This is a genomic window from Paenibacillus sp. MER 99-2 (assembly GCF_023714095.1).
Taxonomy (GTDB): Bacteria; Bacillota; Bacilli; order Paenibacillales; family Paenibacillaceae; genus Paenibacillus.
This window is the reverse complement of record NZ_JAMAUZ010000001.1, coordinates 431666-447893: the sequence shown is the minus strand read 5'-3', so window position 1 is coordinate 447893 and position 16228 is coordinate 431666. Positions and strand designations below refer to the sequence as shown.

Genomic DNA, 16228 nt, shown 5'->3' with positions numbered 1-16228 from the left:
AACGTTTCCCCTCCTTTCTGCTGACGATGTTCATTTCATTCCGTCAAAAAAATCCAGCTCGGACAAATCCGTCTCGAATGGGAGCAGCTTCTGCGAACCGAGATACAATCGTTCATTTCTACGAGCTACAGGAAGTACGTGGAAGCCCCAATGCCGATCATCCGGGTAAACAAAAAACTTCGTCTCTCCGTTTACGATGGAGTCCGTATCATCCTGCGGAATTTTGTCTCCATATTGCGCACGGATATCTTCGTACAGAACCTCTTTATACGCGTCCTGACGATTGGAATACACAAATTTCTGTCTCAGTTGACCATCGTTTCCGCTCAGATATAATTCCACTTCTGCTGTCTCGAACGGGCGAGATATGCTTCCAGGGATTCCGTCACTGCGATCCAGACTACTGATCAACACTTTTTCACGTCCATTGTGGGTGTATGCACTCACGGTATACGGGATAACAGCCGCATCATGTGTAATCTCTGCCTGAACAGCACCTGTTTTGCGGGCACTCAGATAACGAATCGCACCTCGGAGACAGGCAAGTTTGAGATCAGGTACACGTCCTTCCGCAGGTTTTTGCCGAAACTCAATGCTCCTGCCTGGAACAAACTCCTTCAAGGCTTCCCGAAATACATCAATGCGACAGGATTGGCCTGTCAGCTTGATAATGGAGTATTGACTCATCTTTCCTTGCCGATAGAAGTCATCCAGAAACTTCCGCACTACCTCATAGATATCTGCTTTAATCAGTTGAGTAATCTCTTTGATGTTGAACACAACATCAGGGAACTCGTACTCGTCCTTCAGTTCCCCGCCACGTTCCACAGACAGAAACCATCGTTCCATGGTTGTGATCTGTAGATCACTATCTCGATCATCTTCCATCTCAGAATGGAATCGATTACGTAGGATACCTGTTTTGCGGAAAAATTGCTGCTTCATCTCTTCGGCGATCTCCCACAGAAAATAAAAGTTGCCTCTTACCCGCAAGTATTCATCCCGTGAACGGTTCTCCCTACGTGCAAAAGCAGTAGGTATGATCTGTTCGGCCTCCTCGTAACGCTGCTCCAGCTTCTGATACACGGACTTCACGCCTTCTTCGTCCACTTGGCGAAATACATCTGCACCAGGTGCTTCAATTAAATGATCAATATCCGTTACTTGGCGGCGGCCACTGTAATAATCGGCGAATACAATTTTCATGAACTGCATGATGCGATATGTAATGTTGTGACCCCCGAAGTTGGTATCCCCATTTTCGTACGTGGTATGGATGTCCAGCTTATACGCCATATGTCCGTCTTCCATCGTAAATGCGCAGGATGACAAGTCGGTCGTTCCACCGCCGCAATCAATCACGAGTGCATGATACATCTGCCCTTCCATGAACACACCGCGTTCCATACCATCCGCAAGCGTGTTATAGAGAACAGCCATCCCCTCATCCAGCGCATAAGTCTGTTCAATCTGATAGTCGGGAAGCATCTCCCCGAACATCTGCAAAAACTGTGTTTTCATCTTCACCGGACTCGTAAAATGCACATGGCGGAACTTGCACTTGAATTGATGCTCTGCGGTTCGAATAATATAGCTCATGTACGCGCGTAGCAGATCCATCCGAGAAACGTTAGCTGCATTTCCATGAACATCGACGATTTCTTCTAGCTTGGTATAATTGTTCACCCAGCGCTTCATACTCCGGAACACACTGGCTCGGCTGCTGTATCCTCCGCGACGCATGCTTCGCAATGCCTCATAGCCGAATTCGTAACGAATATTTGCCGGATCGGAGCAATCTGCTACACCAATGGCCGTAGGTAACACTTCAATCCAGTCGGTGTCTTTGTAAGTAGGATCAGGAAATGCAACATAGTTAATGGCATCCATTCGAACCCGTCCATTCAACAGATCCTGACTGCTGGGTGCTTGAATATAACCGTTATGCAAAAAGGCGCCTGCCGTCGTATTGGAGGTGCCAAAATCTATCGCAAGCACAGCTTCTGTTGGCTCAAGCTCCCGAATATCCAGATCAGCCAGTGGAATCTGAGTATATTGAATATGAACCGGAGGAAGAGGGCGGTTGGAGTAATACGTCTGGTACAAATATTCCGAATCGCGTTTACGGAAAAAGAGAAGACTGTACTGTCTGTTTCCCGAACGCTTCCAAGTCGATCCACTGCCTGCCGTCAGATAAAAAGTACCAGCTACAGTGTCATCCTTAACGAGGTTGAAGATGCCACACAGCTCCATGCTCTCATTGACCAACAGCACATTAGACTCCGTTAACCCTCCGGGTGCGGTGACGACGTATTGATCCAGCTTGTCCACCTTCAAACCTTCGTACAGAATAAGCCTTGCGGGAACACTGATTCCTCCATCACTGCTCATAGGAGCTGTCATATGACGGGATATTGCCTTTTGGATGCGCTCAAATCCACCATCATACGACTGATCGATCCACAATACATCGTCAGCCCCCAGAAATTTCAGAATGATTCGAATCAACTCTTCGCGCTCCGTTCTGGGCCCCAATCCCTCAACTAAACGCTCTTTGTAACAAATGTTCCGCAATTGGAATGTCGTCATATCCATTAGTTCTTCACGCGTATAACGCATCGTGCCTCTGGCTCGCTCCCTGCCGGTGGCGTCAGGATACAATCGGTATGAATAACCGTTCATCTATGTTTCCTCCTTACAACTGTTACCGCTGCTAATATAGCGCAATACCGTCCTGTATCATCGTATAGTCCACATCCAATATGCCAAAATGATGACCCCAATAGATTTCCGTATCGAAGCGAACCGGCAAAAATAATTCTAGAATCAGCTCCAACTTCTCCTTCGCCTCTGTGCGTTCCGCCTGTCCAATATATAAGAGCAATTCGTCCTTCTCCTCACAATTGGCATATAGAGTGGAGCGGGGAAACATCCGAACAAGTGTATCTCGTAGAAGATGTACAGCCTCGCCTGTATCGTACAAGCGGAGCATATTACAAGCGATCACTTCCTGCTCCTCCGGGCCAAACAGCTCCAATCGCCGCTTAATTCGCTCCCCGTATACACCCGAATGCATATCATTCAGAATGAAACGAATGTAGTACTCCCGCTTGTTCATCCCCTGCATCAGATCCATATTCGCCAGAAAATGAATGACCAGATCAAATAACGCTTCCCGTAATTCCACCTGTTCTTCATTGTTGATATCAAACAAATCTCGGAATATATCAAAAAAGCGATAATACGGATTCACTTCGATCGTCCGTTCTACCCCTGAAGCATTTAGATTGGTATGACTAAGCTCCATGTAAGGCGAGTACACGCGTGCAGGCACAAAAGATATATCGCGCAGATCAGCTCCACTTCGCTTCGCTCGAATGACGAGATCCCATATATAGTTCATGCCATACTCACACCCATTCCCCTTCACAACAGTATTCCGGGAAGGCAAGCTGGACTTCCGATACTAGAAAGCTCAGCAAATCATCTAAGAAAATAGCCATCTCCGGCTGAATTCCTTGTTTGCTGAACCTCAAAATCATTCGATGTTTATCCGCCTCAACACGAACATGATCACTGACAAATTCATTGAGTGGATACGTTATCCCAAGTCCCGAACCAGGTGCGACAACCTGCACATCCTCTAGTTCCAATCCTTCTGCAGACTGAAAAGCATGAATCATGCGGGCAATCTCGCCTTTGGATCGAACAGATCGTCCCTCCTGACGCGCATACTTACCAGCAAAACCTTCCCGTTTGTTATTGGAAAATAGCGGGTAGTCCATCCTGCTAATGCGGGTAGGAACAGGCACCGCTACCTTAAGCACCGTCCAAGAATCTGACTTTTCTAGTGGAGATACGATGGTAATCTCCTCTTCTGATCTTTTAATATATCGGATGTGCGATTCTTCTCCATCAACCAGATATCCGTGCTCTGTTCCTGTTTTGCGGAGTGGTAATACATGCTCATAATTAATTCGATCCGATGCTGGTACAGGGAAGCCTCCTGTTTTCATGTCAAGCTTCTGAATGTTCCACAGTGGAATCATATTCGTTCGTTTGTAGGACTCAAATTCTTCTAGATGGATAGAGAGTTCCTTGACGGTTTGTTGTTTGTCCCATTCGTCACCGTCATCCGAACTGACCAGAACACAATCAACGAATTTGAATATGTAGGGTGCATTAACTGACTTCCAAGGAAGGCTGTTTTTACGAAATACTCGGTACAACTCTTCAACTTTGGAGATATATGCGGTGCTTGGTTTCAATCGAACGGTTATAGCATGTCTACCCTCACTCGTTACAATTTCCCCGCGAAATGTGCGATTACTATGTAACAGAGATTGCAGCTCACGATGTCCGCACTCCATATAACATGTAAATAACTTCATCTCTTCCTTGCGTGACAAAGCTTCTGATGCTTCGCTCAAATATACCTTCTGAGGAACAGCATCCTCGGGAAGAATCGGATATAAGAATTCATGAATCGGATCTAAATCTTCATGTGCACATAACGTGACATATACATCATGACGTTCCTCTTGTGGGAGAACCTCATCGAACACACGCTGCTCAATCTGCTTATTCAGCGTCTCCTGATATTCCACCAAATTCAGAAAAACGCCAGTCATGAGGTTCTTTAGCATGCTGCGTTGTTCAAGATCCTCCATCTTATTGAGGCGGTCACGGATAATGTCTTTCATTATGAATCTCCTCCTTCCGTTGATGGCTGCTCTTCAGACTCTATTTCAGTTGTATTATTGCTAACCGCATTCGTAGCTCCAGTTCCTACGGATGAATTCGTGTCACCATTGGTAGTATTGTTGGATGTGTTGGATGTGTTGGATGTATTGGAAGAACTGCTTCCCACCGAATTATTCGTGTTCATCCCGCCTGTGCTGCTCGACAGATCTGTGTTCATCCCTGACATATCCGCTGATCCGAATCCCGCGGTATCCGTATTTAGGTCAGCCGCGGGTACAGGTGGATTGAGCTTTTCGTCCAGCTTGTTAATTTTGCGTTCCATCGCCAGCACACGTTCCAGCATATCAATCTCCTGATATATTTCCTGTGCTTTCTCGTAGGCTGTTAGCGCACCCGCATAATCGCCCGCTTCATTGAATCGATCACCCTTCTGTTCCAACGTATCTGCTTGAAGCTGGCGCGACTGGCGTTTGATATCTGCACGTTTCGTCTCTGCCGTCTCCAGTTTGGTGGCGATTTCCTTCAAGGCATCCTTATAGGCTGTCTCCGTTGCGGCTGTTCGAGCTCGTTTATACAAAATAATAGCCCCACTATAGTCCCCGTTCTGAAGCTTCAGATCCCCTTCAGTGATCCAATCCTGCACTTGTTGGAAGGTCGTCATTTGCTCCAGTCGCTCTGAAATAACTTCTCGATTGAACATGCTGTATGACTCCGTCAATTCGAGTGCCTTCGTATAGCTAGCCGTTGCCTTTGTAATATCGCCTTCCTTCAGATGAGCGTCTCCATCGACGAGCGTTTGAGCAGCAGCCATTTTTTCAGTAAATAGCTTCTTATGTATCGGGTCCTTGACCTTAATAGAATTGTTGCGTGCTAGACTGTAATCCGAGACCGCCTTAGCGTACTCCTGTTCCTTCACATACTGGTCAGCATTCTGCTCGTATTGCAGCATATCTACAACTAGCTCAGCCTTCTTGGCTGCACTTTTTACCGCATAGAAAATTCCCGCCCCACCAAAAATGAGAAGCATGATTAACATAATCGCAATCCGCTTAATCCACTTCTTCCGATTCTTAGGCTCTTCGTGAAAGATTTTGTTCACATAAATAGCAGCCGCACTGTAATTTTCAATTCGCGCACGCTGCTTGCTCAGCATCACTTCTTCAAGTGTATCCGCTAGCGTCTGTGGATCATTGGCTCCCTCCACGGCATCAATCATCTCGGCATCCTGTACACCTTCCCACAGACCAGGCGTACAGAGTACAAGCACATCTCCGTCGGCAAGCTTGATTTTGTCGGATACATAAGGCTTAATCATACCGGGCTTGCCCGCATATTCATTCAGATTGCCGCGTTCATCATGTTGGTCAACACGATCCTCTGCAATCTGTCCTTCCACAGCAAGTCTTGCAGCTACACTATGATCCTTGCTTTTCAGAGCAATACGATTGCCTCGAAAATGATACAACCGGGTATGTCCAGCCGATGCCCAGACCATACGTGTATAATCTGTGACCACAATGACGAATCCCGCTTTGAGTCTGACCCGGCGGCTCTCATACTGCAACCATTCATGGGCGATCTTGATATATTCGGTGAGTCTGCGTTTCGACATCGTCGGTTTGTCTAGAAAGGATTCAAGAATGGTCTGCACCGTGATCTGTGCACTGTTCACCTCTGTGTCGGTGTCCAGTCCATCTGCTATGACATAACAAGCCCAATCCTCCAGTTCTACACAACCGTAGAAATCTCGATTTTTCAGGAAAGATCCCGCTTCCGAGACAAATGCTGTATTAAATTCACTGTTCTCCTTCCTCATCCGTCTCCCCATTTCCCGTCCCTGTGCGCTGCCTTATCCGTTACCATCCTTGCTCCAAAATGATAATCGTGGCATTATCCTGATGCACGAGCTGTTTTTCTTCAATTAGATCAATAATGGCCTGTGCAGCATCAAATGGCGGAATACTTTGCGCCAATATGGTTTCCAGTTCCATCTCCGTGAGCGAGTTATATACACCATCACTGCATAACACAATCTTGTCCGCCGGATGCAACGCAAACGGCTCGTCCGCGATTTCCATTTGCTTAAAATGGTCGTATCCCAAATAGTTGACCAGCCTTTTGCGCTGCGGGTTATCCAGTGCCTCCTGCTCCGATATCTGTCCAGACATGTATTGTTCTTCTAGCTGACTTTCCAACGTATGTTTGTGATTGATCGGAATAAGTTCACCTTGGCGAAATACAGATAAAACACTATCTCCAACGGCTCCCCAATAGAGATTTCTCCCCCGAATCATGACTGAAACTAACGTTGTGCCCCCTGGAACACCAAGCAGATTACGGAGAATAGCTTGATTCGCTAAATGCGCAGACTCACTCCAGAACTCGTCCGGATCTGGGAATCGATCCAGTGCCTCAAACTCACGGATGAAGGTTTCAACGGCTGTCGTACTCGCAACCTTTCCACCCGATAATCCACTAATTCCATCAGCAAGTACCGCAAGCACGCCATGGGGCTCTACAGCACAGGCAAAATAATCATCTTGCTCACTTCGGGCGCCAATCGTCTGTCCATTCCCAATCTGAACTCCAACCGGTCTATCGTCACGCTGCCTTACCGGAATCCGGCTTCGGACGAATAATAGTAATCCAATGGACAGACAACCTGCTAAGATCACCCAATAAGGGGTTAGCTCCTTGTCGTTCCAGAGAATCATGAACGTATTCACTGCTGCTCCCATTCAAAGTGCACACCGCACAATGGAATGAAGATGAATTTACTTCGACCTAATTGAATGACATCGTATGCAGCCAGTTCCACCGGAGAATAGACCGCTTCATTGTTATGATACGCAAGGCCAGAGGCATCACCGGGCAACAAGTAGAAATTTCTCTTTTTGGGATCATATACGATCACCGCATGATTACGCCGGGAAATGGTGTTATCTCCGAGGATGCGAACATGCATCTCTTCTGAACGTCCAATAAAGTTCTTCTCCGCCATAATCCGATAATCCTGACCCATCTGTGCACCTTCAATGCACACGAGCCAGCCTGTTACTGGTTCAATCCCCGTCGTTTCTCCCAGATACGGCATGGTTTTGTCTTCCTCAGACGTACGAGGTGCCCGCGGGATTGCCCCCGCCCCATCACTACTACTTGAAGCTGGTGATTCCACTGCTAGATTGCAATATGGACACGTATTTCCGTGCCGTCTCGTGCTGAACATATGTCCGTTTCCGCATCTTGTCAGACTCATTTCGTTTCATTCCCCCGTAAGCTTGTATGATGGTACGCCAACGTCATTTCACCAAAATTCGGGTATTGGCAATATAAATTAAATCCCCCGCCTCAATTAGACTGGGTTCCTCGATTTCCAATTTGGATGCTCGGCTCTGATTGCCCTTACGCACACCTACACCACTGGCTGAATCGATATCCTCGATAAACCATTGGCCTGATGCTTTGTTAAGCACGGCATGCTGTTGGCTGATTAGAGATGCATAAGGTGTATCTGACAGATCGATGTCTGCCTCACTATGTTTCGAACTTTTACCGATAAGCACACTTGTCTCACCCTGGATATACCATTCCTTCACACTTGTTCCGTCATCATCGAGCAGTACAAGTTTTACAACGCGTGAGGATAGTTTCTTCTTTTCCGCCTTGGTAGCAGGCATATATTTAAAAAATAGATAAGCCCCTCCCGAGAGAATCACGATACTTCCAGTAATCCACTGGGCACCCATATCCCGGTTCACAAAAAATATGTAATAGAGCACGGTTAACGAAATGATGGCGACACATGCATCAAGCCCTATCGTCAATACCGACCTTCCTTGTCTCACGTTTCATAACCTCCGCCTGAGCCAGAATCACTTATAAAGGTTGTTCAAAAAGTCCGCTTTTGATTACGAAGGATGCCTGTCGGCATCTCATCATCGAAGTTGGAATTCAGCCGAAATGTCCGTTGCTCACGTAGTTTTGCCTACGCTCCGCTACTCCATTTCTATTCTTCATTCCATCTTCTCGGTACTGAAAACCGACCTTTTTGAACACGCACTTATAGCTTGTTAACTTCCTACTTTTTTCGAACTCCGAAATAACGGTCAAACATGGCGGACATATCCATTCCCTTATGAGAATCGGCTTTATTCCCACTGTTCGGACTTTCTTTCCCCTTTGGTCGAATCCCAAAAAACTGTTCAAATTGCTCATGCATTCGCGAAGGATCTGACCAGCCAGTTACCGGATTTCCTCCGGAAGCTGAATGGTTTTCCCTTGTTGCATGATTGGAGCCTGTTCCCTTGGAGCTACTACCTCCTCCAGATCGAGGTTGTTGGTCATACGCAGCCTTAAGCTCTGGATTGCCAAGTGTGCTGTAAGCCTCATGAACCTGCTTAAAGCGCGCTTCGGCCTGAGCATCGCCACCATTCACGTCAGGATGATACTTTTTGGCTAATTGGCGATAAGATTTCTTAATCTGTTCAGGCGAAGCGTCTCGACTCACCCCAAGAACAGCATAAAAATCACTCATTCGAATATTCCTCCCTCCTTACTGCTATCAGTACAAAATAAAGATTAAGGGGCACAGGGCCCCTTAACTTATGATGCTTGTCCCATGTAAGTGCCAGTAGCATTCGTATGGGACATCAGACGTTTCCTATTAAACCGGGAAGCCACCTTCAATTTTCGTGAATTCAGTTTTGTCTTTTTTCTGTTTGATGAACAAGCTGAATTCGCCCACACCTTCGGTATCTCCGAAACGCTCTGTGTAATCCACTACAAACGCGTTAGGCATGTAAATTTTGCGTACCACTTGGTCAGCTGCAACAACTTCCAACGTTACTTTGCGATAGCAATCTGCTTTTTCAGCAGGAACGAGGGACCACAGCGCCAACTTCATCGTGTCATCTGCATTGTCGCCATCCGTTGCTGTAATGATTTTGCCGCTGATGCGCAGTGTTGCGCCCACATCTGTGGAACGTGCATTGGAATCATCCGGCGTATCTGTGTCGTACGCGACTGTACGGATATTATCCATTCCCAATTCGATTGTTTCTGCGCCTTCTACTTTCAATACAAAACCCATTAATAAAAACCTCCTTAAGATTAGGAAAAATGTGCCCGCTATCCTACTACAAAATCTGAGGAAAGACAACGGAATATATGTATAAAGGCAAGCCGGTAAAGGCAGCCTCTAACACCAAATTAATGTTTTCAATACGTTGTTTAAAGAACTATATACACTGTTAAAACTTATATATACTTAAACTAGCTAGACTTTCATTGCACTCGTGCCTTTGGTAATCATGACCTCAAGGTTCTTCACGTTGCCGTTGAAGACCAGGTCAATATGGCACATATTGCTCTTCTCATCGATGATAAAGCTCATGTCATCACCCTCTTGAATGATCGAATTGATCGATCCACGAGTTCCCAGCCACCGGCTCTTCTGACTGCTCGGATTGTTGCTGAAGAATTTGACGATATTTTCATGCTTGAAATCACCGGTTTGGAAACGGAGCAAGCGTTCAATGTATGTGCTAACAAGTGTCTTATACAAGGAGTCAAATCCATCTTCGGACATCGCCATGCTTCTAGCTTTATACACGGTGATTCGTTTGATATCACTGTCCTGAATCTGAGCATTTTCCGATGAGAAAATAAATCCAAAGTTCTTCCGGTTAATGGAATCCTTAATGGTGTTCGTGAAACCCGAAATTTCCTTGGTCATCGTCGTAACAACACGCAGACTGTTATCGCCAGCTTCGATATCAAAACGTACCCCTGGATAATCGCGGTTGACCGTTTTGAATGCTCCACGCAGGTACTCTGGACATTGATAAGCTGCCACAATACCAGCAGATACATAAGATGCTCCTACATAAACACCCTCGATCCAAAGTCTCAGGATATCTTCTTTTTCCTTCGAAAGCTCAACACCATGCTCGGTTTGAAGCATACGGCTATCGATGACTACACCTGACTTCTCCTTCGGAATAATGGTGAAATTCGGCGCACTTGGAATCGCAAACTCACTATATTCCTTCCGCGTTAACACAGAACATTTCTCAATGTACTTATCAATGCCAGCGGTAGCCATACTGCTGAACGTCGTCTCTTCCCCGGATTCAAAACTGAAGAAGATCTGCACTTTGTAGTCCTTCACGACTTGCAGAAGCATTGTCAGGGATTCCATGCTATTCCCGTCCTGCTTAACCACCTTGTCATTACCACGGAAACGAGTACGACTGACCTTAACTTGGCTTGTATTGTCCAGTTCAACCGAAGGTACAATCCCGAACCAGATCGTATCCGAAAAATCATTCTTCGCGTTAACCGTGTTAAGGTACGTCTCTAGCCGTGGAATATTGCTACTCTTCACAAGCATATCCAGCTTCGTGTTGGAGATCAGCATGGAAGGAACCATACCTTTGTTCTTCGTTGCATATTGATCAAAGAACATTTTGACACCCAAAATCTTCTCCACCAACGGCTTCACTGTTTTGACAAAGTCATCCTTGGCGTTTTTGTAAAACTCCAGGTATGTATTGTAGTTCTGTACCTCCACAGATGTATCCACATCGGTCTGTACCGCAGGAAGTGGGGAGAATGTACGAACAACCAGATCCTGAACATAAGGTGAAGGTGTCTCGGACAATGAATTATAATCCTCGGCAAATACCTGAGTCAGATCTGTACTACTCGCTTCATCCAATAACATTAACTCGTTGTTATCCGATTTAGGAGCTTCGATAATTTTCAATTCTCCGCTCTCACCGATGGTCAGTTGACCCACTTGAATCGCTTCGGAAGAGGTCTCTTCCTGTGCACGACCCAATAACAAACGGGTTTTGATATCTTCAATTGCAAGCGGCAGCATCGCCATGACATTGTTGTAATTCCGGCTAGCTTCCTCGAACATCACATTCAATTTGTCGCCGATATCCAGCTTCTTAGGATCTCCATCATCCAGCTTCTCATGCTGGCCGTACATGTAGTGAATTTCCTTCCGCACTTGGCGGATGTCATCCATCACTTTCTTCGGGGAGATCATGTCGAGCAGATTCTCAAACTTGAAATCTACGTTGGTAATGCCTTGGCTACGCTTCGTATCGATCAGGGTAAACAACATTCTTAAAAAATCGTTACTCTGATCAATTTTGATCTCCGAGATGGCTTCATCCGGAATACCTTCCGGTTTTTTAAGCGTATACATGACTTTCTGGTTCACCGCATTGAAAAATGAATATACGCTCGGTGAGAACTTATCCAGAAACTCATCAAAGCTGCGAACAAGCAAGTGCTCGTTAATCTCTTTGATTTTGTCATCGCTCAGGCTATCAATGCCCTTCACGTCACCAACGATTGTGATGAGATCCAACTTCTCGGGATTGATCTCTTCAAAAAGCATCGTTCGGTTCGTTTGATTAATAATGTCCATTCAGGCAGCATCCCCACGAGCAGGCTTAATTCGGGCGAATGCTTTCCCCCCTCCATCAATTTTTGACACTCCGCACGTCTTTTCGGCCTTTGGTCTTGATCTTCAAGAATCAAACTAGGCAGAAGGAAGACGATCGATAGAACGAGCTGTCAACATGTAACTGGAACTTATGTACCAGTTTATGCCGTTTGCTTTGGAGATTTATGGAATTCATCTTAATCATCAGCGACATGTTTTGTCAATATTCCCCACTATAGGTCTAAAAGCTCATTTTATAACCTTCGATATACCTATAGAACTAATTTTTGGAATTCGCTTCATTTCCTTGTAAGTCGAACCGATGATATAGAATATCCTATAATTTGGGTCTTGTTCAAGGATTTAAGACCGATGGAGTATTCCCCCTATTCGAGCGTGTAAACACATAACCTATGCGAGGTTGCACTTCTTTTGACAATGCAAAACTACGCATAACCACGTTAAAACGTGTGGAAGTAGCAAAAAATTAGATTTTGTAGATTTATTTCAAGAAACATAAGCTAGTTGTGTGCAAACAGAAAGGAGACTTGAAGCCTCACATGATATTAATTAAATTCAAAAAAGCATGGCTTACCCTATTGGTGGTGAGCATCTTACTTCCCAACTGGGACACAGGAAACGTGCACGCAGATTCATCCGTCAAGACCCAGGCTTATGAAGGCCTAGATGCTATGTTTGTTCTAGATGTTAGCTACTCGATGAATGAGACTGACAAAGATCGCATTGCCGAAGAAGTTATACATATGTTTATGGATATGAGTAGTGGACCTAAGACCCGACTTGGCTTTGTAGCCTATAACGACAAGATCACGTCATCTGTACCGTTGATGGATATCTCCTCTTCCGGAGCTCGCAATAATCTTCGCAGCCGTGTGGATGGATTGAAGCGTTCAGGTTATACAGACCTTGGACTCGGTTTACGCCGAGGTGCCAGCTTGCTTGAACAATCTAAGACAGATCAACGTAAACCATTTATGATTTTGTTATCTGATGGGGAGACAGACTTAAGGGGTTCAACCCATCGAACACCTGCCGATTCTTCCGAAGATGTCGACAAGGTAATTCAAATGGCACAACAAGCCGGTTATCCGATCTATACTGTTGGGCTTAACCGAGATGGAACTGTAAATCCTGCTGAACTTGAACGAATTGCCAAAGAAACAGGTGGTTCTTCCTTTATCACCGGAAGTGCAGACGACTTACCCGAGATTTTCAATCGAATTTTTGCCGATCAGATTCAATCTGTCCTCGTTTCTGTAGCTGCTGTTACAGCAACTGGAGCAATGCAAGAGGTCACAGTAGACATTCCGAATTCAAGTATGGCGGATGCGAATATCATCATGCTCTCGGATCATGCGGTCTCTGAGGCTCAGCTCTATTATCAATCCAGCAATGTGAGCTTTATCCGTTCAGACAAATATGCTTTGATGAAGATCATTCGACCGGTTAAAGGACAGTTCAAATTGAAATTCAAAGGACGTAGCGGAGATCTTGTGAAGATTAACCTGCTCGGCAATTACAACGTGTCTGCATCTGCAAATATGGCAACTGAGCTGCCAGTCAAGGGACAGAGCATTACGTTTAACGCCGCGTTATACGATCAAGCTACCGAGCCAAAGCCAATTCAGGATCTGGATGTATACAAAGGACTTGAAGCTGAGCTAATCGTGAGCACATCGGAAGGAACGAGTGAACGCGTAGCTCTAACGAATACAGGCAGTGGGTTTACGGGGAATTATACGTTTCCGAAGTCTGATCTGTATACGTGGGGACTCCGCATCGACGGTCCAGATTTTTATCGAGAGATCACGCCGGTTGAAGTAGATATTACGAACCAGGCCCCTGTAAGTACGGGCACTTCCATGGACTTGTCCAAAGATGATGGGGATGCTTATCTGGATCTAAATACATATTTTGATGATGCCAATAATGACCCTTTAACTTATACGCTCGGTGCAGCTCAGGATGCCAGTACACTTGGTAATGCGAGCATTAATGGCAATATGCTGCACTTGTCTTCTCTTCACACCGGTAGTTCGTTCGTTCAAATTACAGCAACGGATTCCGAAGGTGCGAGTGTGACCACCGACATCCCATTGCGGATTCATTCTTTACGTGAAAAGATTTTCTTATTTACTGGTTTGGGGATCCTTGCCGCAGGTGGGATCTTTGCTTTGTATTGGTTTGTGTTGAAGCCTAAGCCTGTGTTTCGCGGAAGGTTGGAGGGTTATTTTCTTGCAACAGCGAGTGGTGAAGATATTCCGGTTACCCATTGGCCTCTAACTTCGCTGAACAGTCGAAAGGTGAGCTTAAGTGAGCTTTTTGCTCGAATGGATATTGGTGTAAGAGTACCTGAAGCTGGTCGAATTTGGCTGGAAGCAGGCAAAAAAGAAACATTGCTGATCCGGCATGATACCAATTGCACCGTCGTCCGAGGTCGAACACCTGTGAAACGGCGCCATACGGAGGCTCTGGAGTATAATGAGAAGTTGTATGTGACCTTCGAGGATGGGATTACCGAGATTGAAATTCGCTACAAGCCTATTAAACCGAGTACTAATATTTCAGTTGGGCAACGGAGAGAACCTTACCAGCCATAGTGAATATGGTGGGTTCTGTTGGGAACGAATTGTAACTCACTTACCAACTAAAGGTATTCGTAGGTAGCGGAAGGACTTGGACGTTCGAGAAATTGAGGATGGATTATCATTTACTCTCTTATAAATAAAACAGGTTAGATACAACCCATCGGGGTTAATCTGACCTGTTTTTCGTATGCATATGATATGTAACACTACTAGCCTATACCCGCGATCTGGTTCAGGCGGTCTCATGCTGTTTGCCCGACTCTGCTTCGTAGATCTGCGTATGTTCATTCTCAGCCAATGACCACTCCACCGTGCCCGGTTTACGCACTTTCCACACCAAAGCCTGCATCTGCAATGACCTTCTTACCCACCGTAGAGAAGCACAACGCTTCTCAGAACGAACGGATAGTCCCCAGTGAATGACATGAGCGAGCCAAGGATTCACATATTCATTGTGCGAACGCACTGACGGGAGTTCATCCTGGAATAGACGTTGCTTCACATCCATTGGTGGCTGTCCACATGTCCAGTAATGAAGCAGTGCTGCTAGACTATATATATCGGACATCGGCCCTTGACTGGACTTCTCTGAATAAAATTCGAGCGGAGAATATCCGGCAGATGTGAAAATCACCTGTTTCTCACCAGATGGCATCGGCCAGCGAACGGCAGAACCGAAATCTAATAATTTAGGCGTACCATCCTCCATCACCATAATGTTAGAAGGTTTAAGATCCCGATGCAGAATGCCTTGCTTGTGTATATGTTCAACGGTATCGACAATCGGAAGCAGCGTGCCTTTGATAAAATCAGCATCTAATGCATGATTGCGTTCTTTCAAATAATCATTCAACATCGTACCGGTACAGTATTCCATCACAAGATAGCCGGTATCATTCGCTTCAAAATGATCCACATATTGAATGATATGAGGATGATTCAGACCTGATAACAGTTCTCCTTCAATTAGGAAAGAAGCAAGTAACTCTTGATACTGCCCACTGTATCCTCGTGAGGAACAATACACACTCCGTTTGTCAGACTGACGGGAAGCCAGACTTTGAGGGAAGAATTCTTTGATCGCAACTTTCGCGCCTGTATTCCGATCTCTTCCTATGTATACAATAGCCAGCTCGCTACAAGCTAGGACTTGTCTTACTTGATATGTATCGTTCAATATAACATTGCGTTGCAGTGCCATTTTGTAGTTATCTTTTCTCATAACTTCCTTCGTCTCACCCCTATCTAACTGAGGAACTTTCCGCAGGTGCATCATTTCGTTCAGTCAGCAAACAATTGAATCGCCAACCATCTATATAAACCAAATGATGCAATATGAATCATATTCCTGCGAAAAAAATAAAATTATTTTATGCTAATACTATACTTGCTTCCCTTCATTCTATTACTTGCTCGCACCTTACTCGTACCCATAATTGTTGCATTCTTCTAT

At 45.4% G+C, this 16228-nt stretch carries 12 protein-coding genes; 1 reads left to right on the top strand and 11 read right to left on the bottom strand.

All coding sequences use genetic code 11. The features are described from left to right. Positions 1-30: 30 nt before the first annotated feature. The 10 genes from M3636_RS01950 to M3636_RS01905 all read right to left on the bottom strand — a co-directional run bounded on the left by M3636_RS01950 (position 31) and on the right by M3636_RS01905 (position 12148). A complete protein-coding gene (locus M3636_RS01950; RefSeq protein ID WP_128102991.1) occupies positions 31-2682 on the bottom strand; it encodes an acetate and sugar kinases/Hsc70/actin family protein in 2652 nt (883 codons plus the stop codon). Positions 2683-2713: 31 nt separating this feature from the next. Then, a complete protein-coding gene (locus M3636_RS01945; RefSeq protein ID WP_128102992.1) occupies positions 2714-3403 on the bottom strand; it encodes an iron-dependent peroxidase in 690 nt (229 codons plus the stop codon). Between the two features lie 7 nt (positions 3404-3410). Then, positions 3411-4703, bottom strand: a complete 1293-nt coding sequence (locus M3636_RS01940; protein ID WP_128102993.1) for a normocyte-binding protein — start codon at positions 4701-4703, stop codon at positions 3411-3413. Then, entirely contained in the window at positions 4703-6520 is a 1818-nt protein-coding gene (locus M3636_RS01935; RefSeq protein ID WP_164848756.1) for a SpoIIE family protein phosphatase, read from the bottom strand. Before M3636_RS01935 ends, M3636_RS01940 begins: the two co-directional genes overlap by 1 nt. A gap of 40 nt (positions 6521-6560) precedes the next feature. Next, the gene (locus M3636_RS01930; protein ID WP_251381138.1) at positions 6561-7442 is read right to left on the bottom strand and encodes a PP2C family protein-serine/threonine phosphatase; all 882 of its coding nucleotides are present in this window, start codon (positions 7440-7442) and stop codon (positions 6561-6563) included. Beyond that, positions 7427-7960 (bottom strand): FHA domain-containing protein, encoded by a 534-nt coding sequence (locus tag M3636_RS01925; RefSeq protein WP_145046582.1) that lies wholly within the window; start codon positions 7958-7960, stop codon positions 7427-7429. Before M3636_RS01925 ends, M3636_RS01930 begins: the two co-directional genes overlap by 16 nt. A 43-nt stretch (positions 7961-8003) precedes the next feature. Further along, positions 8004-8549 (bottom strand): FHA domain-containing protein, encoded by a 546-nt coding sequence (locus tag M3636_RS01920; protein ID WP_251381137.1) that lies wholly within the window; start codon positions 8547-8549, stop codon positions 8004-8006. Between the two features lie 233 nt (positions 8550-8782). Continuing rightward, positions 8783-9238 (bottom strand): J domain-containing protein, encoded by a 456-nt coding sequence (locus M3636_RS01915; RefSeq protein ID WP_128102995.1) that lies wholly within the window; start codon positions 9236-9238, stop codon positions 8783-8785. A 129-nt stretch (positions 9239-9367) separates the two neighbouring features. Beyond that, positions 9368-9793 (bottom strand): membrane-associated protease 1, encoded by a 426-nt coding sequence (locus M3636_RS01910; RefSeq protein WP_128102996.1) that lies wholly within the window; start codon positions 9791-9793, stop codon positions 9368-9370. A 186-nt stretch (positions 9794-9979) separates the two neighbouring features. Further along, complete coding sequence (locus M3636_RS01905; protein ID WP_128102997.1) at positions 9980-12148, bottom strand: transcriptional regulator; 2169 nt, start codon at positions 12146-12148, stop codon at positions 9980-9982. Between the two features lie 578 nt (positions 12149-12726). Here M3636_RS01905 and M3636_RS01900 point away from each other — a divergent pair. Further along, a complete protein-coding gene (locus M3636_RS01900; RefSeq protein ID WP_251381136.1) occupies positions 12727-14787 on the top strand; it encodes a vWA domain-containing protein in 2061 nt (686 codons plus the stop codon). Between the two features lie 220 nt (positions 14788-15007). Here the strand turns inward: M3636_RS01900 and M3636_RS01895 are convergent, their stop codons facing one another. Then, positions 15008-15997: a serine/threonine protein kinase gene (locus M3636_RS01895; RefSeq protein ID WP_251381135.1), complete on the bottom strand. Its 990-nt coding sequence runs from the start codon at positions 15995-15997 to the stop codon at positions 15008-15010. Positions 15998-16228: the final 231 nt, after the last annotated feature.